Here is a 22,592-nt window from a genome sequence, read left to right as displayed (position 1 = left end):
TACACCATGCATGCATTAAAATCCTTTATCGCCAGAGATTCTTTTTTAGCTTTTGCTGATCAGGTAATTAGCAGTGGTACCAATTTTTGCCTGACCCTTTTGTTAGCGCAGAAGCTGGACATTAAAAGCTTTGGTATCTACGCTTCGATTGTGCTGTTCCTGTATTTACTGGTAAGTATTACTAATGCGTTGGTTATACAGCCCTTTCAGGTTATTGTTGTAAAAATTGAAAACAAAAAACAATATATTACCACATTATTTCTCGGGATAGTCTTATTGTTATTTATTCCCCCAATATTAATAGCAATACTATCCCAAATTTTCACAAAAACCGGCTTATTTCAGGTAAGCCCGGTTGATGTGATTTGTTTTGTTACAGGATTTTTAATTAATGATTTTTTCAGAAAATTACTTTTGGGTTTATCCCGAATTAAAGAGGTATTCGTCATGGATATTTTGTTTCTGGTTTTGGTTGCCTTAATTTTTGTATTACCTAAAATAAGCCTTCCTCAAGTGCTTTTATTTATAGGTCTTTCCAATTTAATTGCGACGCTGCCCGGTTTTTTCTTTATGGTTAAAAATTATCAAAAACCCATTATCTGGAGGCTGTTTGTCAGGGAGCATTTAAAACAGGGCAAATGGTTATTAAGTGTAGCGGTAGTACAGTGGAGTTCCAGTAATTTTTTTATACTGGTGGCCGGAATCTACCTGGGGATTGAAGCTTTAGGTGCTTTACGACTGGTACAATCTTTTTTTGGAATCATAAATATCGGGTTACAAACGATTGAAAATTACTTCCTGCCTAAAATAGCTTTGTTATACCACCAGAACAGTACCGCAGCAAAAAACTATCTGCTCAGACTGACTTTAACAGGAGCGTGCGTTTTTGGTGTATTAACCTTTCTGTTCTTTATTTTTTCCAATCAGATAATCGTTTTGGCCGGAGGTTCTAAATACCAGCATTATGGTTACGTCATCAAAATGGTAGCGATACTTTATTTCTTTATTTTTTTAGGATATCCGATCCGAATTATCGTAAGGGTACTGATGCTGAACAAGATTTTTTTCACAGGTTATTTACTCTCTTTTATTGCTTCGCTGGCCACTTTTCATTTTTTATTACACTATTCGGGGCTTTACGGAGCTGTTGCAGGTCTTATAGGCAATCAAATCGTTATGATTTTATATTGGCGGTATCAATTAAACAAAAAACAATTTCAGCTATGGAAATAATTCACTTAATTCTCGGAAAAGCAAATCCTCAAAGAATGAATGGGGTTAATAAAGTAGTACACCAACTGGCACAAAAACAAGTTGCTTTTGGAGAAAAGGTAGCCGTATGGGGTATTACTGAAGATCTGGAAATAAATTATGAACCGCGTAATTTTGAAACAAGGCTCTTTCAAAAGAAAAGGTTTCCTTTTTCGTTTTCAAAAGAGCTTAAGGAGGCAATAATCCAAAAAAAAGGCAAAGCCATTTTTCATCTTCATGGAGGCTGGATTCCTGTGTATTATGCTCTTGCGAAGCTATTGTTCCGCTGTAATATAAAATTTGTCATAACGCCCCACGGAGCTTATAATACCATAGCAATAAAAAAGAACAGTATTATAAAGAGTATCTATTTTTATTTTTTTGAAAAAAAAATGCTTCAAAAGGCTCATAATATTCATTGTATTGGTAAAAGTGAAGTACACGGTTTAAAAAGGATTTTTAATACCGGAAAGATTATTCTGCTGCCCTATGGTTTCGAACAGAATCCTGCAATAGAGTTAAAGAAAGTTGCACAGGATACTATTGTTTTTGGATTTATAGGAAGGCTGGATATTTATACGAAAGGCTTAGATACCCTGATAAAAGCATTCAAAAAGTTTCATAGCAAAGAACCTTCTTCTATGTTATGGATTCTAGGTGACAGTAAAGAAAGAAACGAGCTGCAGGATATAATTTCCAGAAATTTATTAGATAATTGCGTGATTCTTTACGGAAGTAAATACGGTGAGGAAAAGGATGAATTATTACAGAAAATGGATGTTTTTGTTCATCCGTCAAGAAATGAAGGTTTGCCACTTTCCGTTATTGAAGCCGCAAGTTATGGAAAACCCTGTATCGTAACCGATGCCACCAATATCGGATCCGAAGTTGTAAAATACAATTCAGGCAGAACCATTTACTGTCAAAGTAGTGAAAAGCTGGAAGAAGCCATGAGCGAGATGTTTGTGGTTTACAATAAACAGGAAGAGTTTATAGCCATGCAGCGTAATGCCATAAACATGGTAAAAGAAAATTATAACTGGAATAGTTTACTCTTAAAGTTCAATACAGATTTATATCAAATAGTATGAAAGAGCCCATAATTAGCCACGAACCGTTTTTAAAAACCATCAACAATTATATGTTTATTGTTTTACTGCTTATGATCGCCTGTTTTTTCACCTGGAGCGAAAATGTAAATATTACAAGGGCAATAAAAGTAGTAGGCCGGATGGGGCTAATGCTCTCTTCTATTGGGATCTATTATAAAATCATTCGCTATGGCGCAGTAAATACGTTAAGTTATAAAAACATCTTTTCGCCATTGTTTTATTTTGGCTATTTGACCCTGGGCTTTTTATCCTTTATGTGGAGTACTAATCCGTGCTTTAGTGCATTGCAGTGGTTTATGACTTTTCAAAGTCTTGTTTTCGCGTTCTTTTTTATCAAAAGCCTGAAAATAGCAGATGCATTTTTTGAGGGACATTCCATACGTTTATATCATCTCCTGGGAAATTCCGTATTTGTTTTGCAGACTATTTTCGTTATCGGAATGTGGATTGATCCGGATACTTTTTTCCGGCTGACCAACGGAGGAGAGGAAGCCAGGCTGGGCGGCGTGATGATGAACCCAAACGAATTGGGAATGCTTGCCGGAGTTGGGGTGGCCTGTCTTATTTTTGATTTGTACCGAAAAAAAAGCAAAGTATGGACCATTATAAAAATTCTGGTTATTTTTTACGCCTTATTTATGACAGGTTCAAGATCTTCACTGATCGGCGTACTTTTAATTATTTTTTTCCATATTAATCAAACTAAAAAGAAAGGCTTAAAACTGGCTATTATTGCAGGAGTATTTATGGTAGTTCCCTTTGCCGTAAATCAGATTATCTTAAAAGGAGGCGATCAGAAGCGTCTGGAAGAGATTATGACCTTAACGGGCCGCTTACCGTTTTGGCAGGCTCTCATCACCGAAGGGCTGCCCAGAGAGCCCCTTTTAGGCTTTGGTTATATGAGAATTGATTACAAAGAGTTTTTTCAGAGCGTACACACGTATCCCGGTAAAATGACACACAATACTTTTATGCAGGTACTCATGAATTTGGGATTTATTGGCCTTTGTACGGCAATTTTTCAAATGTTCTTTACGCTCAGGGCGTTTTTTTATGAGGACAAAGAAAATCGTCTAATGCTTATCGGAATGCTTATTCCGGTCTTGATAAATTCCTTTACAGAGTTTGGGATTTTTGGGGAAAGCAATTATGGAATTTTGTTTTATCAGATGATCATCTTTTCAGTTTGTTTTAAAAGCAATAAACATTTAACTACAAGACAGAAAATTTATTTACGAAAGAAAAGACCGGATCTCGTGGCACTGTAAAGTTTCCAAAATAATGCTGTTTTTCCATAATATGGAAAGTTAGGCAAAATATTTTTATCGTAAATCACTGTAAATAAGTAATTTACGGTTAAGGCACGATTTTTCCAACAGGTTGATTAATAAAACTTTTTTATCATGGAAAATATATTTAGCAAAATCGGGTACACTATTTCGAATCAAAAAATCAGTGAACAGGATGTGGTTCAGGATGTTCTGTTTATTAAAAATCCTAATGGTACAATAAGATGGATTTGGAACGCCAATAATACAGAGCCTCTTTTCCTGAAGTTTTACAATGTAGGAGGCATTCGCGCCAGGATGTTTACCTGGGCAGTTAAAATGGTCTTTGGACTAAAAGTGCAGAAAATTGTTTTCAATAAAATGACCTACTATTTTAAAAAACAGGAAAATTCTTTTTTTGATTGTACAGACAACTGGGCCCTATTTACAGGAACTATCGGGGCTAATAATAAAGCCATTTTATATACCGATGCCTCTTTCTTTAAGATAGCAACCACCACCAATGCAAAAAGATTAATTAAATCCGAGCATAAAATTTTGTCCGGTGTGGCTTTTGATTTTTTTCAAATTCCAAAAACAAAACAGATTTCAGAACACGTGCTTCAGCTTTCTGATATCACAGGCGGCGGGAAACGTACCAAAAAAATTGAGATTGCGCACCTGAAAGCGCTGACTGAAATGAATTTTAGAGGAAACCACCTGATTCAAATTCAAGACTGGAAATTATTTAATGAATTAAAGTTTGGTTTCAATCAAATCACCGATGGCAGAATACCTAAAAATATGCTCAGAAAAATAGGCATGCTCCTGGATGACATTTCCGGGGACGATTATATCAATGTATCTCTTTCGCATGGTGATTTCACCTCATGGAACATGTTTGAATCTAAAGAAAAAATTTCATTATACGATTGGGAATTATTCGCTTATGACAGGCCAACCGGCTTTGATTATTTCCATTTTATTATACAGCAGGGAATTTTAGTAGACCGAAAATCATGGAAAGAAATTTATAACGATATAAAAGAGCAATGCAGCGGAGAGTCTGCCAGTTTTCTTTTTAATTATGATTTAGAAATATTTGGTAAATATTTAAAGTATTATCTGCTTATAAACTGCATGAATTACCTGAGAATATATTCTTTTCAGCCTAAATGGCACCTTCAGGTAGACTGGTTATTACAAGTCTGGAATGATGCTTTGAATGAATTTGCCATAGAAGAAAAAACAGCCAGAGAGCTTGTCATTATGGATGTTTTTGATGCCTTGCAAAATAAAGATTATGCAGCCATTAAATTTCCAAACGAATATCCTGACAGGCTAAGTGTGAATTCAGATATTGATTTGCTGATTGACAAAAGCCTTTCTGCAGCAATTTTTAATTTGCTAAAAAAACATTCCTTAGTGGTAAAAGTGTCTCAGAATAAAAAATCTTTTATGAACACCTTACAAGTGGTAATGATAGATGGATCTATTTTATCAATCGATTTAATTTGGGAATTTAAAAGAAGAAATATTGTTTTTATGGATGCTCAAAAAGCCTTAGACAATACTTGTATGAATAGCTTTGGAGTAAAATGTTTATCGTTTTTAGATACGCAAAGCTATCTAAATGGATTTTATATTTTGAATGGTGCAGCAGTTCCCCAAAAATATAAAATGTACAAAGAGCATAAGCCAGATCAGCTTGTAAAAAATGATTCAGATCAGGATATTCAGGACGTTTGTCTGAATAAAAGCGATTTGCTTAAAGACCTCAGAAGAAATAAACAAAACAGAGGAATCTTTTATTTTATAAATTTATTGTATTACCTGTATGACAAACTTTTCAGCCCTTTCTCGAAAGGGTATGTAATAACTTTTAGTGGTGTCGACGGAGCAGGAAAATCAACCATAATCGAAAATGTAAAATATATGGTTGAAAAACAACTACGAAAACCCGTAGTAGTTTTGCGCCACCGTCCTTCTGTTTTGCCTATTATAAGTGTCCTTTTTAGAGGAAAAAAGGCTCAGGAAAGTTTTGAAAATACACTGCCTCATTCCGGTACGAATCAAAATATACTATCTTCTTTAATACGGTTTGCCTACTATTATACCGATTATTTTTTTGGACAGTTTATCATTTTTACAAAATATACCCTACGAGGATATGTGGTGATTTATGATCGTTATTACTTTGATTTTATAGAAGACAGCAAAAGAAGTAATCTTGTTCTGTCCAAAAAAATATCATTTCTGGGATACAAATTACTGCTGAAGCCAAAGTTCAATTTTTTTCTTTTTGCCGATGCACAAACTATTCTCAACAGAAAAAAAGAACTCGATGAGAAAATTATAAATGAACTGACGATTAATTACTGCAGCCTCTTTAGTAAACTGCAGCAAACCAGCAGTACTACAATTTATAAAACAATTGAAAATAAAGAAATAGATCACACCCTGCGTATTGTTTTGCAAACTTTAATCAACAGCTGATATGAAAAAACTTTTACAAAAACTGATACAGCTGCGCAATCCTGATTTTAAGTTTGACGATCGTTTGGATTCGGCAGCCCTGATACAATTTTTCTGGATACAGGGTATCGCCATTATCAGAGGATTAAGAGTTGTTTTTTATTTCAAAAAGACAAAAGGACTTATGTTGGGTAAAGACGTAACTTTTTTCAATCCGTCAAAAATACACTGGGGGCGGTTTTTACGATTAGGTAATTATGTTGCTATTTCGGCTCTGGGTAAAAACGGAATTTGGTTTGGCGATAATGTAAGTATAGGAGCCTTCAGCCGAATCATAATTTCAACCTCGTTAAATAATCTTGGAGACAGGATTGTAATAGGGAATAACGTCGGTATTGGCGAGTTTGCCTATCTCGGAGGAGCGGGCGGTCTTGAAATTGGAGATGATTGTATTGCAGGACAATATCTAAGCTGTCATCCCGAGAACCACATTTGTGACCAGAAAGATATTTTAATAAGACATCAGGGAGTTACCCGAAAAGGAATAAAGATTGGCAAAAATTGCTGGATTGGAAGCAAAGTAACCATTCTGGACGGCGTAGAAATCGGAGATGGCTGTGTGATAGCCGCAGGGAGTGTTGTTACTACATCATTTCCTAAGGATTGTATAATAGGAGGAGTACCTTCTAAACTTTTAAAAGCGAGACCATGAATACGAAAACCATTTTGGCCAGCTGCTATGCCGTGAATCCCTTTAAAGGATCAGAAGATGCAATGGGCTGGAACTTCGTCAGACAAATAGCCCGATTTAATAAGGTAATTGCTGTTACCAGGGAAAATAACCGGGAGGCAATTGAATTGTATATGAAGCAAAATCCCGGTACCATTTATAACAATATTACTTTTCTGTATTTTGATCTTCCCTACTGGATGCGGTTTTGGAAGAAAGGAAGCCGCGGTGCCCTTTTGTATTATTATATGTGGCAAAAAGGAATCGTTGCTCATATCAAAAAGAAACAACTTGATTTTGATATTGTGCACAACGTAAATTTCCATAACGACTGGACACCCAGTTTTTTATGGAAACTCGGGAAACCTTTGGTTTGGGGCCCGGTAGGACACCATCCGCTCATTCCGCGTGTTTATCTGAAACCTTACCAAATTAAATACATCATCAAAGATCGTCTTACCTGGCTTGTAAAGAATTTATTCTGGAAGTATTCAACAGGGCTTAAAAAAACAGTAACCAATGCCAGCCATATATGGTGCATGAATACCGGAGTAGCAGAGAAACTTCATCTAAAAGGAAGTTCTTACTCTGTCTTTCCGTCTGTAGCGTCAGAAGATTTTAGTACGGAAGATAAAGACAAAAAGAACAACTTTCAGGTGATCAGCGCCGGACGTTTTGTACCACTTAAAGGATTCGACCTTACCATACGTTCTTTTATTTTGTTTCTGGAGTCTATTCCTGTATCAGAGCGTGCCAATTGCAAACTCATACTGGTAGGATCAGGACCAGAAAGGGGGCTTTATGAAAAGATAATAACAGAGAGCAAAATTCAGGATAATGTTGAAATAATAGAATGGATAGAACGTACAGCACTGATGAAGCTGTATCAAAAAGCAAGCGTATTTATGTTTCCATCGCATGAAGGTGCGGGAATGGTTGTGGCAGAAGCCTTGTCTTTTGGACTGCCGGTGATCTGCCTTGATAATATTGGTCCCGGCCAGTACATAACACCTCAATGCGGCTTTGTAATTCCACACTCCAATTATGCTGAAACGGTTTCTAATTTGAAAGAAGCTTTAAGTACATTATACTTAAATAATGCATTATTAAGGGAAATGAGCGCTGCGGCAAGAAAACGCTATCTGGAAAGATTTACATGGGAGAGCAGAGGTGAACATCTGAGAACAATTTATAATACCTTATGATATGAGAGTTATAGCAATTCATTTATTAAACGATTATAGCGGAAGCCCCAAGGTGCTAAAACAATTACTGACAGGATGGGCTAAAAAAGGTGTCGATCTGCATTTGTACACTTGCAGTGGCAGAGCAGGTTTTTTGTCCGGACTGCCGGATATAAAATATCATTTTTATTGGTACAGGTTTATGAAAAATCCTTTGCTAAGACTCCTTTTTCTAACCATAAGTCAGTTGTTGCTTGCTTGTAAATTGTTGTTCAGCTTAAAAAAGAATGATGTGGTCTATATTAACACCGTACTTCCTTTTGGGGCTGCCATTGCAGGAAGAATACGAGGAAATAAAGTGATTTATCATGTACACGAAACGAGTATGAAGCCTGTTGTATTCAAGAAATTTCTTTTTGGAGTGGTGAATTTATTTGCAGATGAGGTGGTTTATGTTTCTAAATTTTTAGCAGATGCAGAACCCGTACATATTCGAAAGAGAGTGATTTATAATGTTTTAGAAGAGGACTTTGTAAAATTGGCTTTCGCAAACAAAAGTTTAGAAAAACAAAAAAAGATTGTTTTAATGATATGCTCGTTAAAAGCCTATAAAGGAGTAGATCAATTTTTAAAATTAGCACAGACTAATTCGGGATATGTATTTAAACTGGTGGTCAATGCATCAGTTTTAGAAATAGAGCACTACTTTAAAGATGTAAAACTTCCGGAGAACTTACTTCTTTATCCAACACAAACAGATACGCATTCATTTTACAGGGAAGCAAGTGTGGTCTTGAATTTATCAGATCCAAAACTTTGGGTCGAAACATTTGGCTTAACCATTCTTGAAGCTATGTCTTATGGTCTGCCAACGATTGTTCCTCCCGTTGGTGGTGTTACCGAACTTGTCACAGAGGGAAAAAACGGTTATTTGATTGAAAGTAAAAAAATTGATCAGATATCTGATAAGCTGAACGAGTTGTTTGAAAATAAAGAACTTTATAAAACGATGAGTTCCAATGCTTTTGAGATGAGTAAAGAATATAGTTTGGAATATTTTGAAAAACAATCGGCAGCAATACTATTCCACTAAATGAAATTAAATCCAAAATATGGAAAATTTCAATATTTTGTAATTTATAATACACTGATAATTAAGTATTTGGTTTTTTAGTATGATTTTGGCAAAGGATATAGAAAATAGAAAGACGATGAAAAATAAAAGAATTGCCATTATTGGCACAGTAGGATTACCGGCAAAATACGGAGGATTTGAAACCCTTGCGGACCATTTAGTAACTAACTTATCAGACAAGTACGATTTTACGGTTTATTGTTCTAAGAAGAAATATAAAAAAGAAGAACAGTTGCGATCCTATAAAGGGGCAAAGTTGCGCTATATCCCACTTGAAGCAAATGGAATTCAAAGTATTCCGTACGATTCTATTTCTATACTTCATGCCCTGATGAAAAATGATGTTTTATTAATTTTGGGTGTCGCAGGCGCATGGCTAATACCTTTTATACGATTTTTTACCAATAAGAAAGTTATTATATCAATTGATGGTATCGAATGGAAAAGAGATAAATGGTCCTTACTGGCAAAACTATATTTGTGGTGGTCAGAGAAGATAGCGGTTAAATATTCGCACATTGATATTTCAGACAATGAATCAATTCAGGATTACACAGCATTGCGATACAAAACCTTAAGTCGCGTCATTGCGTATGGAGCAGATCACACACTAAAAGTTTTACCAACTACAGCAGATGTAGAAAAGTATCCTTTTCTACAAACAAGATACGCTGTAAAAGTCTGCAGGATTGAGCCGGAGAACAATGTACACTTAGTACTGGAAGCATTTAAAATAAAAAAGAATATGCCCCTGGTACTTGTCGGAAACTGGAACAACAGCCCCTACGGACAAAAATTAAAAGAAACATACAAAGAGGCCGCCAACATTCATTTATTTGATCCTATATACGAGCAGCGGGAAATCGATTTAATCAGAGGAAATGCAGCATTATATATTCACGGGCATTCAGCAGGAGGTACAAATCCTTCTCTTGTAGAGGCCATGTATCTAAAATTACCCGTTTTAGCCTTTAAAGTTTCTTACAATGTCACCACTACGGAAGGCAAAGCGATTTACTTTTCGTCAGCAGAAAATTTAGTAGAAACCTTAAATTCGGTAACAGCCCGTCAGTTAAACAATATAGGGGCTCAAATGGCACTAATCTCAGAGCGGAGGTATACCTGGAAAACAATTTCCGGATTGTATGAATTGTTAATTAAAGAAGCACTCTCCAGTAAAAGTAAAGTACATGTCTCTTCTGAATTACAAAATATGGAGGTTTCTTTCCTGCAGGAACTTCAATTGTTACACTTACATAACACTAATTTATTTTACGAAAACTAACAGCTCATGAAAACAGTATTCGAATTTATCTCGTACGGACTATTATCCCTGATTCTCACGCTGGTTTTTGTGCCCGCGGTCAGAATTATTGCCCTAAAAATTAATCTGGTGGATAAACCCAATTACAGAAAAGTGCATCTGACTCCGGTACCGTTAGTGGGAGGGATTTCGATTTGCTTATCAGTTCTGGTGACCATTTTTGTTTCCAGATACAGCTTATCTTTTCTGAAGGAATATCTAACCATAATTGGATCGGCAATGGTTTTACTCATTGTTGGTGTTATTGATGACAAAAAAGACATCAGTGCTAAATATAAATTAATTATACAGTTTCTTTTGGCCCTGTTAGTTGCATTTTCCGGAACAAGAATAACATCATTATTTGGAGTCTTTGGCATTTATGAAATTGTAATCTGGCAACAATACCTGGTAACAATTCTGATCATTACCGGTGTAGTCAATGCTTTTAATCTCATGGATGGAGTAGATGGTTTGATAGGAGGATTGTCTTTGTTGGGTTTTTTAATCTTCTTTTCTATTGCTCTTTATTTTAAGGATTATAACCTCGCATTTTCCAGTATACTGTTTATTGGAGCTGTTTTAGGTTTTTTAAGATTCAATTTAAGCAGCGAAAAGATTTTTATGGGCGACTCCGGTTCTTTATTCATTGGGTTTATTTTAATCACAGAGGCAATAAAGTTCTTGCAAAAACAGGAAATAGACAGAGATCACTCCAGCAGTTATACGGTGCTGTTCCTTATTTTATTTTTTTCAATTCCGGTTTTCGATTCTTTAAGGGTCTACATGGGAAGAATTAAAAGAGGGAATTCTCCTTTTAGTGCCGACAGATCGCATCTGCATCATTTACTTTTGCAGGTAGGACTGAGTCATAAAAAGACGGCCCTTATGATCAGTACGATTTGTGGTTTCCTGCTCATCATTGCAACCACTTTACGATCCTTAATGTCGATAACTTTAATTATTGTGGCAAGTATTATTGCATTTTCTGCAATAGTCAGAATATTGTTGATGATTAACAAGCTGCATTACTGGAGAAATCGATTGAAAAAACTTGAAAATAAGTAACTCCTCGGTAGGAATAAAAACTTCATTAGAACCTAATTATATGTAAAATGTTTTGTTTGCTACAGTATAAATAATTACATATTCGTTTGAACAACTTTATCCAAAGGGTTATTTTTTTAGTTTTTCTTCGGTTTAGTTAAAGTACAGATTAGTCAGACCAGCCTCTTTCAGAATAATTTGCCCCCTCGTTTCTGAATTTGCTGAATATCGTTTATCAATTTAAAGTGATCATAATATCGGGAATTGGTTTTGGTATAAAACATTGTTAGTTAGGTTCTAATTTTTTTTGTGGATTTTTTAGAAACAGACGTTCTGTCTGTTATTCAGTAGCATTCTGGAATGCTCAATACTATCGATACACTTTCACCATTTTTAAGCAATAAATAATACCGATGTTGTTTGTTAGACGCGAACAACATCGGTATTATTTATTACCTGAATACTCATAAAACAAGTGCCCACATCCTGAATAGTATTTAAAAACCAGAACCGGTTAAGTGAGCAATGTATGCTTTCTATCATCTTTTAGATTGATACAGATCATTTTTGGTACTGTTTTATTATTCGAATTTTACTTTTATAATCCAAGGTTGAAAATGCCTTAATAGTACTAGTCTAAAGTAAAATTTAAAAAATTTCGCCATGAAAAAAAGTAATGATGTTTTGCATAAAGAAGTAGTAGAAGCAATCAACTGGGAGCCTCTTTTGAGTTCTAACGAAATTGATGTTAGTGTTCAGGATGGTATTGTTACTCTGGGAGGAACGGTAGATAATTACACTCAGAAAAAAGAAGCAGAAGAGACTGTCAAAAATATTGCAGGAGTAAAGGCCGTAGTTGATGATATAAAAGTTGAGTTATATTTCTCAGCGATTAAAAGTGATACCGATATAGCGGCGTCAGTTGTTAAAGCCCTGAAAGAAAACTGGGCTGTTCCGGATCATAAAATACAAGTTACGGTAGAGAATGGATGGGTAACGCTCGATGGAATTCTACATTGGAATTTTCAAAGAAAAGCGGCAGATAATGCTATTCGTTACCTGCCCGGAGTAAGAGGCGTAATTGATAAGATAAAGATAGAAGCCGAGATTAAGAATGAGCTTGGTCAGGAAATTGTTGAGAAAGCGCTTCGTCGCAGCTGGATTCTTGATGTTGATAATATTAAAGTAAGAGTTGATGGGAAAACCATTCATCTGAGTGGTATAGTAGATTCTCTTTTTCAAAAAGAAGAAGCAGAGCGAATCGCCTGGAATACGCCGGGTGTATGGTATGTAGATAATGAACTTGTGGTAGAATTCAATTAATAAGACACAGCTATGAAAAGTAATGAAATTTTGCAAAGGGAGGTACAGGAAGCAATTAAATTTGAACCGCTGTTACATGCTGCAGAAATTGGTGTTATTGTGAAAGACGGAATAGTTACCCTGACTGGAAATGTGAACGCACTGGTAAAAAAATCAGAAGCCCTGCATGCTGCAAAGAAAATAAAAGGGGTAGCGGCAATTGTCGATGAAATTCAGGTGGTATTTGAAAAATCAGCTGTTGTTTCAGATCAGCAGCTTGCCAGACAGCTTGTACGTAATTTTAAGGAAAACCATATCGTTCCAAAAGGGGCTGTAACCATAACGGTCGAAAAAGGCTGGGTTACACTTGAGGGAATATTGCCCTGGAATTTTCAGCGGGATATTGCCTGTGAGCTGGCAGGAAATCAAAAAGGAATAAGAGGGGTTACCAATAATATTAAACTTAAAAGAGAACTTTCGGATCAGGTAGAAAAAGAATTGCTGGAGAAAGCACTGCAAAGACACTGGGCTTTTGATATGGATGAAATAAATATTCAGGTGGTCGGTGCAACAGTTCAGTTATCAGGAACAGTGGGTTCTGTTTTTCAAAAAGAAGAAGCGGAAAGAATAGCGTATAAAACTCCCGGAGTAATAAAAGTAATCAATCATTTAAAAGTCAACCTGGAGCAGCCTTATCTATGTTAAATTCTGATAGCGCAAAAACTCAAATGGATAAGTCTGAAATTCAGTTTTTAGAAGGTCCGCAATCGAGGTTTACCGAGCTGAAATTTATAATAGTTACTCTATGGGAACTGATAAGGTGCTTTAGAAAACTATACACCATTGGTCCTTGTATTACTTTTTTCGGATCTGCCCGTTTTAAAGAAGATCATCCTTATTATGATTTTACCAGGAAAGCGGCCGGCGAATATGCCAAACTTGGTTTTACAATAATGACAGGCGGTGGACCTGGTCTTATGGAAGCGGCAAACCGGGGAGCAAAGCAGGTTGGCGGCAAATCTGTAGGGTGTAATATTAAACTTCCGGTTGATCAGATGCCAAATTCTTATCTTGACCGCTGGGTAGTGGCAAAACATTTTTTTATTCGCAAGATACTTTTAGTAAAATATTCCTTTGCCTTTGTGGTCATGCCGGGAGGTTTTGGAACACTGGATGAATATTTTGAAGCGCTTACACTTGTACAGACCGGAAAGATTAAAAACTTTCCGATTATTATATTCAATACAGAATATCATAAAGCACTGATTGAACATATTAATCACATGAAACGGCAGGGTACTATAAATGATTCTGATGCAAAATTATTTATGATAACAGATGATATCGAAGAAGCAAGACTTTTTATCATGGAACATAGTATTAAACATTATGGTCTCAAACCAAAATTTAGGCCTTAATCTTTATTGATGTTTTTAAGTCGTTATTATTTTTTGATCCGTTCTGGTAAAGAGGTTGCTTTTTCCAAAAAATGATGGTCATCTAAGCAAGGGGTTACTTTTGCATCTGTCTGGCAGAATGCATTTTGATATTTAAACACGGAAATATAAAACATCAGAATTTAAAGTAAAAACTATGAAATCAAAATTTAGTATTTTAGGTGTTATAACATTATTGTTATATTCCTGTCAGGATAAAAGTTCGTTAATTGAAGATATAGCTGATTCAGATTCAGTAATGGCAGTCAAAAATATCGAGCAGCAAACGCTTAGAAAGTGGTCTTCGCTTAACAAAGAGTCCGATAGTATAATCACATCTGCAGAATTAATTATTAACCAGCAAGAACAAGTCATGGAAATAAAAGGGCAAAACAATAAAGCAGAAAAAAGACTGTATGAAGCCCGGTATCATCTTGATCAATTTAAAAAGAAGGTGAATTATATTAAGGATTATGAAACCACTACGGAAAATTTTGATTCATCAGTTGTTCATACTTTAGATTCACTTAAATTAGATTATTTGCAGGAAAAACTCAAACTTGAAGCTGCTTTGTGTGAATTCCAGGAGTTTGATGTGCCTTAATTACGTCTGGTTGTTTACAAACGATAAAATAAAAATAAAATTGCCATTGGACTTTGTTTAGCAATTGAATAATAATTGGCCTGGAAATCTGCGAAAAACTGATTTTCAGGCCAATTATTTATTTTCTAAATACGAGCATTGGAGTTTTGGTATCAAAGCCTTTTTCAGAGGTTTTAAGGGATTGAAAAAGCTGTTCAAACCAGCTTCTGTCTGCTTTGGCAAACATTGTAATGATGGAGGGCCTGGTTTTTATAATATCAATCTGCAAGTGACGTAATAAGGATACTTCAGGATTTAATTTTTTAAAATAAAAGGACACCTTCTCTGATTTGAATTTGTGTGCTATTTTATTTAATTCTTTATGGATCTCGTCCTCGTCTGTAAAATAATCATAATGATAAACTGCAATGGGGGCGTCGAATGCTGCGGCAAACTTTTTAATCATTGGCAATTCTGTATTTATATTTTCAATATCAGAAGGATACAGCACAGAGTTTAATTTTTTCATCCTGTAATATTTGGGTACAACCAGAACCGGAACCGGAGAATCATGTAAAATTTTATTGGTATGACTTCCTAATAATTTATTCGCCAGGCCGCCGCCTCTTGTACCCATACAGATATAATCGGCCTTGATTTTTCGTGCACATTCAAGAATAGCTTCATTTACGTCTAATTTATTCTCGGCTATATAATTTATTTTACCGGGTTGTTTACCAGTTTGTCTGTATAGTGTCTTTACGAATTTCATAAGGCTTTGCTCTTGTAGTTTAGTGTCGGGTTCAGGAAGACCTACAAACGTAACGGCTGAAAAAGGGTCAATAATAAATGAAGTGTTAATGTAAAGAAATGTAAGTTCATAGGAAGCCTGAGAAGCAAGTTGTATGGCAAAGCGTGCCGCTGTTTTAGAGTTGTAAGATAAGTCAGTTGTAACGAGTATTTTTTTCATCTTTCTGTTCTTTTCGTGTTGCAGATGCCCTGTGTTTTTTGAATTTGAAATAAATAAATCCTGAGGCAATTATTTTGAAGCAAATTGCATTTCATTTACATAAATGTTTTGTTTTTGCCATTCTTTGTGATTTATAGCAGCGGTATCAATAGCAGTCGTCCAGTCAAATCCCGGCACTAATTTGAGACGGTTTATAATGCGTTTTTTATAGCCAAAGGAAAAACGGTCACCTCTCATCTGGAATTCTACTGTTCTGTTATCATTAGATATATTCCTGTAGAGAATCGTTTGTGTTTTCCAGTCACCGCCCCAGGTTAAAAAGGAATGTATAAAACAGACAATCCCGATTATTACTATTGTAAATAACTTTGATTTTGTTGTTTTTAATTTTCCAAATGCCTGTCCCAGAATAAAAATAAATGTAATTGATGCTAGTACTAAAAGTATAAAATGCACTATAGAATTATTAATATACAAATCCGTATAGCGATTCATAAATAACAGCGTTGCACTTATTAAAAATGCGATGTAAAGTATCAGGTTTTTCATTTTTTACTATTTATCAAAAATTATAAAGGCAATTCTGTTATTCAATATCATTTACTTCAGATTCTTCTTCGTAAGGATGCAGAGGTCTGTTTAAATCTCTCTCGTAGGCTTTTCTGTCTTTTCTGTTTTGTGTCAAAAGGTAAACCATCATAATTAATACGATAATACCGGTAAAGGTTAATATGATCCAGCTTGGTTCCATAATATTTAAAATTTATAGGATTGGTTAAAATAAAACGAATCTTTTACTGCTTTCCAGCTAAAAAGAAGGGAGGAGCAACTCTCTCTTCTTTAATTACTCGGAGATGGCATATTTATGTTCTACAACAAGCTGATTATTTACTGACCAGATGCCGGGGGTTTTCCAGACTATCTTTTCGGCTAAATCTTTTTGATAAATAGAGGATACCGATCCTGTTAAAGTAACTTCTGTTCCGTCTACCTTAATAAAAATGTTTTCAGAATGCAGGGCCCAGTTGCTGGCTAGTGCTCTTTGAACATTTTTTTTATCAATCTCATTTTGTATTTCTGCTTTTATCATGATATGATTGGTGAGTCCTTTAACACCCGGAAGGTAAATTACTGCTTGATCTGCAGCCTCCTTTTGATAGTTCCAGGTCACCTGACCTTCAAGGGTAATCCATCCCTCTTCAACTTTTACCTGAATTTTATCATCAGGTACAGACCAGTTATCTTTTAAGGCTTTTAGTACATCATTGGCAATATCTTCGTCTGACTTCGGGCTATTGGAATATCTGACCTCTATTTCCTGGACCACTGCTTTTACGCCATCTACATTTTTGGCAGCATTTTCGGCCTCCAGTTTTTTGTAGTAGGCATTAACTGTTCCCATAAGGGTTATAACACCTTCCTTGGCAGTTACACCAATTTCAGCTGCATGCAGCTGTGGCTCCCATTTAATCGCGTTTTGCACGTCTTTTTGTAATTCTTCATTTGTTTTCATGATGTTTTTATTTAAATAGTTGGGTACTTAAATTACGCTGATTTGAAATTTTTACTATAATTCGAAACTTTCGCTCTCTAAAAGCATCCTGTTTTGTTGCTCGGCCAGTGAATTTTCTTTAGGAACATGAATTTGTAATATGTTTTGTATTACTTCAATTTTTGCATTACTCTCCTGGGCCACCAGCATAAATTTTCGAGCCTTTACTTCTGTTTTGTACGTAATGGACTTCTCTTTTGAAAATCCCATAATAATTAAAGGCAGGGAAGCTACCAGAAGTATCGCCGCACATGCGTATATAATTGGGATTTTAAAATAAGGAAGACTTACGTTGAAGTTGAAAAGGAAAAATAATCCGAATAAAAGGCCACAAAGCCCAATAGCCAATAGTCCCACGGTACTCCATTTTTCCATTTTGTCATAAATGTTAAAATATCCTAGTACACTTTGCTCTGTATAACAATCAGTTCCCATTATAGAAAGTTTTGTAATATCATAACCGCTTTTTTTAAGTTTTATGATAGCATCTTCGGCTTGTTGCAGTGTTTTATAATTTGCTACAAATAGTTTTTGATTTTCCATGACTTTGTATTTTTTGTTATTGTAAGTTTTGGAATGAAGCTTTCTTGTATTGTAGTATTTTTTATAAGTATTAATTAGATAAAATGATGAAAATATGTTAAAAAGAACTTTAGATTTGTATGGTAAAATTCTATTAAAACATTGAAAATAAAAATGATATAGATCAGTTTCTGTTGAAATATGTTTTTAGCATAATGTGATGCATATCATATTGTTTCACTCCGCGATAAACTAATTTAGCTTAGTATCTGCCATTGCTGAAATCACTTTATTGCCAGATTTAAAAAACGGTTTTACTAAAAACATTTTATGGAGACTTCACAGGAATATCAGGTAGATTTAAATTGGCAGGAGAATCAGAACGCAAAGCTAAGTGCCCTGGTTTTTAACAATGCAATAGAATTGGCACCGTCTTCGTGTTTACAAAAACTAAATGGCGATGTATGGTCAGCAGAGCATTTATTTATTGCTTCGATAGAAAGTTCTTATATGACATCATTTTTTAGGACAGCAAAAAATAAAAGGATTAAATTTAAAAGCTTTAAGAGTACAGCACGTGCATCTTTCCTTATATCTGATGAATTTTCAGAGATTACGGATATTGTAATCAGACCGGTAGTAACTATTTCAGAACGAAATCAGATCAACAGGACTTTGAAACTTTTTTCTGTCTGCAAGGAGCATTGTTTGGTTGTGAAAGCTTTAAAAGTGAGACTTCACCTGTTTCCATCGGTTCGGGTAGAAGAGTAATGATTTCTCTTTTCAGTTTAAAGCCTGTTTTTACGCAAAAAACTATTTTTTTACCTTTAAATTACTATAAACCTTATTTACCTAAAAGATGCTATGAACACAAAAGAAGAGGAATTAACAGGATTAACTTTTGATGAGGTAATCGATTCACGGAAGCTTTTAGGAAGTAATACCTATAATTACAAAAAAGAAAACAGGTTTTTGGCTTTTCTAAAAAGCATTTTTGCAGAACCAATGGTTCTCTTATTGCTCGTGGCTTCAGGAATCTATTTTATCAATAAGCAATACAGCGATGCAGTATTTCTTTCCGTTTCGATTCTATTGATCGTAGCCATTTCACTTTATCAGGAAAAAAGGAGCCAGAATGCGCTGGCAAAATTACAGGAATTTACACAGCCTTTGTGTAAAGTGATTCGCGGCGGGCAGCAGCAAAATATCAAAACGCAGGACATTGTGGCGGGAGATTTGGTCATTATAGAAGAAGGCGGTCTGGTTCCGGCAGACGGCTCTATTATGAGTTCGAATGATTTCTCGGTAAATGAATCGATTCTTACCGGTGAGGCAATGGCGGTTTTCAAGGACAAGGACAATGAAAATCCTGTTGTTTTTTCCGGAACTACCGTTGTGAGCGGCCTGGCTATAGTTAAAATTACTGCCATTGGAAACGAAACACGACTGGGTAAAATAGGCAGCAGTCTTGAAGCTATTGCAGAGGAGAAAACCCCGTTAGAACTCCAGATTGGTAATTTTATAAAGAAAATGGTTTTTTCGGGAGCATTAGTGTTTATTCTGGTTTGGGGAATCAACTATTCAAGAGTAGGGAATGTCCTGGAAAGTCTTTTAATGGCTCTTACGCTGGCCATGAGTATTTTGCCCGAAGAAATTCCGGTAGCCTTTACCACATTTATGGCATTGGGAGCCCGCAGGCTCATGAAGATGGGGATTGTAGTGAAACAAATGAAAACAGTAGAAACATTAGGCAGTGCGACGGTGATTTGCACCGATAAAACCGGAACCATCACACAGAACAAAATGAAACTGGCAAGACTTTACCTGCCTTCGGGCTTAGAAGCAGCGGCAGACACTTTCAAAGAATCAAAAGAAACGGAAGAACTGCTTACAACCGCAATGTGGGCAAGCGAGCCAATTGCTTTTGATCCTATGGAAATGGCACTTCATACGACTTATAAAAAATTTACGAATAAGGACCTGACTGTCTTTTTTAAAATGGTCCATGAATATCCTTTGTCCGGCAAACCTCCCATGATGACCCATGTATTTGAAGATACAGGAGGCCATCGTATTATTGCTGCAAAAGGAGCGCCGGAGGCTATTCTGGAAGTTTGCCGTCTTTCAGCTCAGGAAAAAGAAATAGTAACAGACGCCATGAATAAATTAGCAGGCAACGGTTACAGGGTGCTTGGTGTTGCCGGGGGTAGCCTTCAGGGCGATAGTTATCCCGAAAAACAGCAGGAAATTCCATTTACATTTAAAGGTTTAGTCGCTTTTTATGATCCTCCTAAAGAAAATATTACCGAGGTTTTAAAATCATTTTATACTGCAGGAATAGGCGTAAAGATTATTACGGGTGATAATGCCCGAACCACAAATGCCATTGCTCAGGAAATTGGTTTTGAGGGCTCTGAAAAATCCATTACCGGAGATGAACTCATGAAGTTAAGCGATGCTGAACTGCAAACTAAAGTAATGCATATTAATGTATTTAGCCGAATGTTCCCCGATGCGAAATTACGAATTGTAAATGCTTTGAAAGCAAACGGACAAATTGTAGCCATGACCGGAGACGGTGTAAATGACGGGCCTTCGCTCAAGGCAGCACACATAGGTATTGCGATGGGGAATAAGGGGACTTCGATAGCAAAAGATGCAGCTTCGCTTATTCTTGTAGAAGATGATCTTTCTAAAATGGTTGATGCTGTCGCCATGGGAAGGAAAATTTATGCGAACCTAAAAAAGGCGATTCAGTATATTATATCCATCCACATTCCCATCATTCTGATTGTTTTCCTGCCGCTTGCTTTAGGATGGCTCTATCCCAATATATTCAGTCCGCTTCATGTTATTCTGCTTGAACTTATTATGGGACCAACCTGCTCTATAATTTATGAAAATGAACCTGCAGAAGCAAATACAATGCAGCGGGGACCAAGGCCGCTAACTTCAACATTTTTTAATGCAGGGGAACTGACAATAAGTATTCTTCAGGGAATTGCAATAACCCTCGGCTTGTTGTTTGTCTATCAGTGGTCCGTATATAATAAATTGGAAGAAAATATAACACGCAGCATGGTATTTTTGACTTTAATCACGGCAAATGTTGTACTTACGCTTGTTAACCGGTCTTTTTATTACTCCTTGTGGGTTACTCTTCGATATAAAAACATTTTGGTTCCGGTCATAACGGCTGTTACCGCACTTTTGACTATAGCCTTATTTACGATACCCTTTTTGCGTTCTCTTTTTAGTTTTGAGCTGATTACATTTTTTCAGCTGGTTCTGTGTCTTTTGACAGGTTCCGTATCAGTATTGTGGTTTGAAGGAATTAAATATAGCATAAGAAGAAGAGCCAAAAATTAAATCTCTATTTCACTTCCCATAAAAGGAACACTGCATTTAAAGCCATACCGGTCCTGGATTTTAACCCGTAACTCATCTGCCGGAAGGTTTTCGCCATGAACCAAATAAATACATTTTGGAGGATTTTTAAGGGCAGAAAGCCAGTTTACCAAATCTTGCTGGTCACCGTGTGCAGAGAGTCCTTCAATTTGCACTATTTGAGCTTCTACGGTATAATATCTTCCATAAATTTTAATCTCAGGTGCGCCTTCAATAAGTTTTCTTCCGCGGGTACCTTCTGCCTGATACCCCACAATTAGCACTGTCGTTTTTTCAATACCTATATATTTTTCAAAATAAGATAACACACGGCCTCCTGTAACCATGCCGCTTGCCGCTACAATTACTTTGGGCTGTGGATCTTCGATAATGCGGGTGGTTTGTTCAAATTCAGAAACTATCCTGAACATTCTGAACATTTCATAGCAGTCACTGGCAGAGAGTTTGTGCCATTCCATATGTTCCAGAAAAACATCAAGTACACTGGCACCCATAGGCGTATCAAGGATATACGGAACTTTGGGGATTCTGCCTTCTGTTTTAAGCTGCCACAAAAGGTACATGATCGATTGTGCCCTTTCAACGGCAAACCCCGGAATAATTACGGTTCCGTTTTGTTTAATGGTGTTATTGATATAGGTTTCGAGTTCTTTTTTCACATCGAGATCAGGATGCAGGCGATTCCCGTAAGTGCTTTCTAAAAAGATATAATCGGCAGCTGAAGGTTTTGTAGGCGGAAACATTAAAACATCATCATCACGCCCGATATCGCCGGAAAAAACCAAAGTCTTGCCCTCGAGCGTCAGCGTAATAGTGCAGGCACCTATGATATGTCCCGCATTTGAAAAAACGGCAGCAATATCATTGGCTACAACCAGGGATGTATTGGGTTGAATGACTTTGAAAAGCGGAAGGACAGCTTCGGCCTGCGGTACGGTATACAGAGGCTCTGCTTTTTCATGTTTAGAATAATGCTCTTTGTTGGCTTTACTGGCCTCTTCTTCCTGAATTTTTGCACTGTCTAAAAGCACAAGTTTTGCAACCGCTTTGGTTGGACTGGTACAATATATTTTTCCTGTAAATCCCTGAGCAACCAGTCTGGGCAGCCAGCCGCAATGATCCAGATGGCCGTGGGTAAGCAATACATAATCTATTGTAGAAGGCAATACGGGTAATGGATCCCAGTTGAGTTCCCTTAGAGCTTTAAGCCCCTGAAAGAGCCCGCAATCAACCAATATTCTAATGCCATTGCTTTCTATGAGTGTTTTTGAGCCTGTTACAGTTCCCGAACCTCCTATAAATTTTATTTTCATT

21 protein-coding genes are annotated in these 22,592 nt (G+C 36.2%); 15 read left to right on the top strand and 6 right to left on the bottom strand.

Annotation, left to right across the window (positions count from 1 at the left end):
* Window positions 1–6 precede the first annotated feature (6 nt).
* The 13 genes from GJU43_RS20495 to GJU43_RS20435 all read left to right on the top strand — a co-directional run bounded on the left by GJU43_RS20495 (window position 7) and on the right by GJU43_RS20435 (window position 14,847).
* A complete protein-coding gene (locus GJU43_RS20495; protein ID WP_154343475.1) occupies window positions 7–1,233 on the top strand; it encodes a hypothetical protein in 1,227 nt (408 codons plus the stop codon).
* The gene (locus GJU43_RS20490) at window positions 1,224–2,342 is read left to right on the top strand and encodes a glycosyltransferase family 4 protein (protein ID WP_154343473.1); all 1,119 of its coding nucleotides are present in this window, start codon (window positions 1,224–1,226) and stop codon (window positions 2,340–2,342) included. The genes GJU43_RS20495 and GJU43_RS20490 overlap by 10 nt, the downstream gene beginning before the upstream one ends.
* A complete protein-coding gene (locus GJU43_RS20485) occupies window positions 2,339–3,631 on the top strand; it encodes an O-antigen ligase (RefSeq protein ID WP_154343471.1) in 1,293 nt (430 codons plus the stop codon). Before GJU43_RS20490 ends, GJU43_RS20485 begins: the two co-directional genes overlap by 4 nt.
* Window positions 3,632–3,766: 135 nt before the next feature.
* On the top strand, window positions 3,767–6,127 hold the full coding sequence (locus tag GJU43_RS20480; RefSeq protein ID WP_154343469.1) for a hypothetical protein: 2,361 nt from the start codon (window positions 3,767–3,769) through the stop codon (window positions 6,125–6,127).
* 1 nt (window position 6,128) lies between these two features.
* Complete coding sequence (locus GJU43_RS20475) at window positions 6,129–6,818, top strand: DapH/DapD/GlmU-related protein (protein ID WP_154343467.1); 690 nt, start codon at window positions 6,129–6,131, stop codon at window positions 6,816–6,818.
* Window positions 6,815–8,041 carry a glycosyltransferase family 4 protein gene (locus tag GJU43_RS20470; protein WP_154343465.1) on the top strand — a complete coding sequence of 409 codons (1,227 nt, stop codon included), beginning with the start codon at window positions 6,815–6,817 and terminating at the stop codon, window positions 8,039–8,041. The genes GJU43_RS20475 and GJU43_RS20470 overlap by 4 nt, the downstream gene beginning before the upstream one ends.
* A 1-nt stretch (window position 8,042) precedes the next feature.
* Window positions 8,043–9,113: a glycosyltransferase family 4 protein gene (locus GJU43_RS20465; RefSeq protein WP_154343463.1), complete on the top strand. Its 1,071-nt coding sequence runs from the start codon at window positions 8,043–8,045 to the stop codon at window positions 9,111–9,113.
* Window positions 9,114–9,231: 118 nt separating this feature from the next.
* Entirely contained in the window at window positions 9,232–10,440 is a 1,209-nt protein-coding gene (locus GJU43_RS20460) for a DUF1972 domain-containing protein (RefSeq protein WP_154343461.1), read from the top strand.
* 6 nt (window positions 10,441–10,446) lie between these two features.
* On the top strand, window positions 10,447–11,526 hold the full coding sequence (locus tag GJU43_RS20455; protein WP_154343459.1) for a glycosyltransferase family 4 protein: 1,080 nt from the start codon (window positions 10,447–10,449) through the stop codon (window positions 11,524–11,526).
* Between the two features lie 642 nt (window positions 11,527–12,168).
* Window positions 12,169–12,828, top strand: a complete 660-nt coding sequence (locus GJU43_RS20450; protein ID WP_154343457.1) for a BON domain-containing protein — start codon at window positions 12,169–12,171, stop codon at window positions 12,826–12,828.
* A 12-nt stretch (window positions 12,829–12,840) separates the two neighbouring features.
* The gene (locus tag GJU43_RS20445) at window positions 12,841–13,512 is read left to right on the top strand and encodes a BON domain-containing protein (RefSeq protein ID WP_154343456.1); all 672 of its coding nucleotides are present in this window, start codon (window positions 12,841–12,843) and stop codon (window positions 13,510–13,512) included.
* 23 nt (window positions 13,513–13,535) lie between these two features.
* On the top strand, window positions 13,536–14,225 hold the full coding sequence (locus tag GJU43_RS20440) for a TIGR00730 family Rossman fold protein (protein ID WP_154343454.1): 690 nt from the start codon (window positions 13,536–13,538) through the stop codon (window positions 14,223–14,225).
* Window positions 14,226–14,400: 175 nt separating this feature from the next.
* Window positions 14,401–14,847 carry a hypothetical protein gene (locus GJU43_RS20435; protein ID WP_154343452.1) on the top strand — a complete coding sequence of 149 codons (447 nt, stop codon included), beginning with the start codon at window positions 14,401–14,403 and terminating at the stop codon, window positions 14,845–14,847.
* Between the two features lie 118 nt (window positions 14,848–14,965).
* Here GJU43_RS20435 and GJU43_RS20430 read toward each other — a convergent pair whose 3' ends face one another.
* The 5 genes from GJU43_RS20430 to GJU43_RS20415 form a co-directional block, all read right to left on the bottom strand.
* The gene (locus tag GJU43_RS20430; protein WP_154343450.1) at window positions 14,966–15,796 is read right to left on the bottom strand and encodes a universal stress protein; all 831 of its coding nucleotides are present in this window, start codon (window positions 15,794–15,796) and stop codon (window positions 14,966–14,968) included.
* A 69-nt stretch (window positions 15,797–15,865) separates the two neighbouring features.
* On the bottom strand, window positions 15,866–16,345 hold the full coding sequence (locus GJU43_RS20425) for a hypothetical protein (RefSeq protein ID WP_154343448.1): 480 nt from the start codon (window positions 16,343–16,345) through the stop codon (window positions 15,866–15,868).
* A gap of 37 nt (window positions 16,346–16,382) precedes the next feature.
* Window positions 16,383–16,547 carry a hypothetical protein gene (locus GJU43_RS22875; protein ID WP_195760077.1) on the bottom strand — a complete coding sequence of 55 codons (165 nt, stop codon included), beginning with the start codon at window positions 16,545–16,547 and terminating at the stop codon, window positions 16,383–16,385.
* Window positions 16,548–16,640: 93 nt separating this feature from the next.
* Window positions 16,641–17,309 (bottom strand): BON domain-containing protein, encoded by a 669-nt coding sequence (locus GJU43_RS20420; RefSeq protein WP_154343446.1) that lies wholly within the window; start codon window positions 17,307–17,309, stop codon window positions 16,641–16,643.
* Window positions 17,310–17,363: 54 nt separating this feature from the next.
* Window positions 17,364–17,891, bottom strand: a complete 528-nt coding sequence (locus tag GJU43_RS20415; RefSeq protein WP_154343444.1) for a DUF1269 domain-containing protein — start codon at window positions 17,889–17,891, stop codon at window positions 17,364–17,366.
* 309 nt (window positions 17,892–18,200) lie between these two features.
* Between GJU43_RS20415 and GJU43_RS20410 the strand changes: the two genes are divergently transcribed.
* Window positions 18,201–18,641 carry an OsmC family protein gene (locus GJU43_RS20410; RefSeq protein WP_154343442.1) on the top strand — a complete coding sequence of 147 codons (441 nt, stop codon included), beginning with the start codon at window positions 18,201–18,203 and terminating at the stop codon, window positions 18,639–18,641.
* 93 nt (window positions 18,642–18,734) lie between these two features.
* Window positions 18,735–21,239 (top strand): cation-translocating P-type ATPase, encoded by a 2,505-nt coding sequence (locus GJU43_RS20405; RefSeq protein WP_154343440.1) that lies wholly within the window; start codon window positions 18,735–18,737, stop codon window positions 21,237–21,239.
* Here GJU43_RS20405 and GJU43_RS20400 read toward each other — a convergent pair.
* Window positions 21,236–22,591: an MBL fold metallo-hydrolase gene (locus GJU43_RS20400; protein WP_154343438.1), complete on the bottom strand. Its 1,356-nt coding sequence runs from the start codon at window positions 22,589–22,591 to the stop codon at window positions 21,236–21,238. The genes GJU43_RS20405 and GJU43_RS20400 overlap by 4 nt on opposite strands.
* Between the last annotated feature and the right edge of the window lies 1 nt (window position 22,592).

Source organism: Flavobacterium sp. LC2016-23, assembly GCF_009674775.1.
Taxonomy (GTDB): domain Bacteria; phylum Bacteroidota; class Bacteroidia; order Flavobacteriales; family Flavobacteriaceae; genus Flavobacterium.
The sequence above is the reverse complement of the archived record's forward strand: the minus strand, read 5'-3'. Positions and strand labels throughout refer to the sequence as shown.

Coding starts and splice junctions, on each gene's coding strand:
- GJU43_RS20465 (WP_154343463.1), top strand. CDS start 8,043: ATGAGAGTTATAGCAATTCATTTATTAAACGATTATAGCGGAAGCCCC.
- GJU43_RS20480 (WP_154343469.1), top strand. CDS start 3,767: ATGGAAAATATATTTAGCAAAATCGGGTACACTATTTCGAATCAAAAA.
- GJU43_RS20430 (WP_154343450.1), bottom strand. CDS start 15,796: ATGAAAAAAATACTCGTTACAACTGACTTATCTTACAACTCTAAAACA.
- GJU43_RS20445 (WP_154343456.1), top strand. CDS start 12,841: ATGAAAAGTAATGAAATTTTGCAAAGGGAGGTACAGGAAGCAATTAAA.
- GJU43_RS20405 (WP_154343440.1), top strand. CDS start 18,735: ATGAACACAAAAGAAGAGGAATTAACAGGATTAACTTTTGATGAGGTA.
- GJU43_RS22875 (WP_195760077.1), bottom strand. CDS start 16,547: ATGGAACCAAGCTGGATCATATTAACCTTTACCGGTATTATCGTATTA.
- GJU43_RS20410 (WP_154343442.1), top strand. CDS start 18,201: ATGGAGACTTCACAGGAATATCAGGTAGATTTAAATTGGCAGGAGAAT.
- GJU43_RS20470 (WP_154343465.1), top strand. CDS start 6,815: ATGAATACGAAAACCATTTTGGCCAGCTGCTATGCCGTGAATCCCTTT.
- GJU43_RS20485 (WP_154343471.1), top strand. CDS start 2,339: ATGAAAGAGCCCATAATTAGCCACGAACCGTTTTTAAAAACCATCAAC.
- GJU43_RS20475 (WP_154343467.1), top strand. CDS start 6,129: ATGAAAAAACTTTTACAAAAACTGATACAGCTGCGCAATCCTGATTTT.
- GJU43_RS20455 (WP_154343459.1), top strand. CDS start 10,447: ATGAAAACAGTATTCGAATTTATCTCGTACGGACTATTATCCCTGATT.
- GJU43_RS20460 (WP_154343461.1), top strand. CDS start 9,232: ATGAAAAATAAAAGAATTGCCATTATTGGCACAGTAGGATTACCGGCA.
- GJU43_RS20490 (WP_154343473.1), top strand. CDS start 1,224: ATGGAAATAATTCACTTAATTCTCGGAAAAGCAAATCCTCAAAGAATG.
- GJU43_RS20435 (WP_154343452.1), top strand. CDS start 14,401: ATGAAATCAAAATTTAGTATTTTAGGTGTTATAACATTATTGTTATAT.
- GJU43_RS20415 (WP_154343444.1), bottom strand. CDS start 17,891: ATGGAAAATCAAAAACTATTTGTAGCAAATTATAAAACACTGCAACAA.
- GJU43_RS20495 (WP_154343475.1), top strand. CDS start 7: ATGCATGCATTAAAATCCTTTATCGCCAGAGATTCTTTTTTAGCTTTT.
- GJU43_RS20440 (WP_154343454.1), top strand. CDS start 13,536: ATGGATAAGTCTGAAATTCAGTTTTTAGAAGGTCCGCAATCGAGGTTT.
- GJU43_RS20450 (WP_154343457.1), top strand. CDS start 12,169: ATGAAAAAAAGTAATGATGTTTTGCATAAAGAAGTAGTAGAAGCAATC.
- GJU43_RS20425 (WP_154343448.1), bottom strand. CDS start 16,345: ATGAAAAACCTGATACTTTACATCGCATTTTTAATAAGTGCAACGCTG.
- GJU43_RS20420 (WP_154343446.1), bottom strand. CDS start 17,309: ATGAAAACAAATGAAGAATTACAAAAAGACGTGCAAAACGCGATTAAA.
- GJU43_RS20400 (WP_154343438.1), bottom strand. CDS start 22,591: ATGAAAATAAAATTTATAGGAGGTTCGGGAACTGTAACAGGCTCAAAA.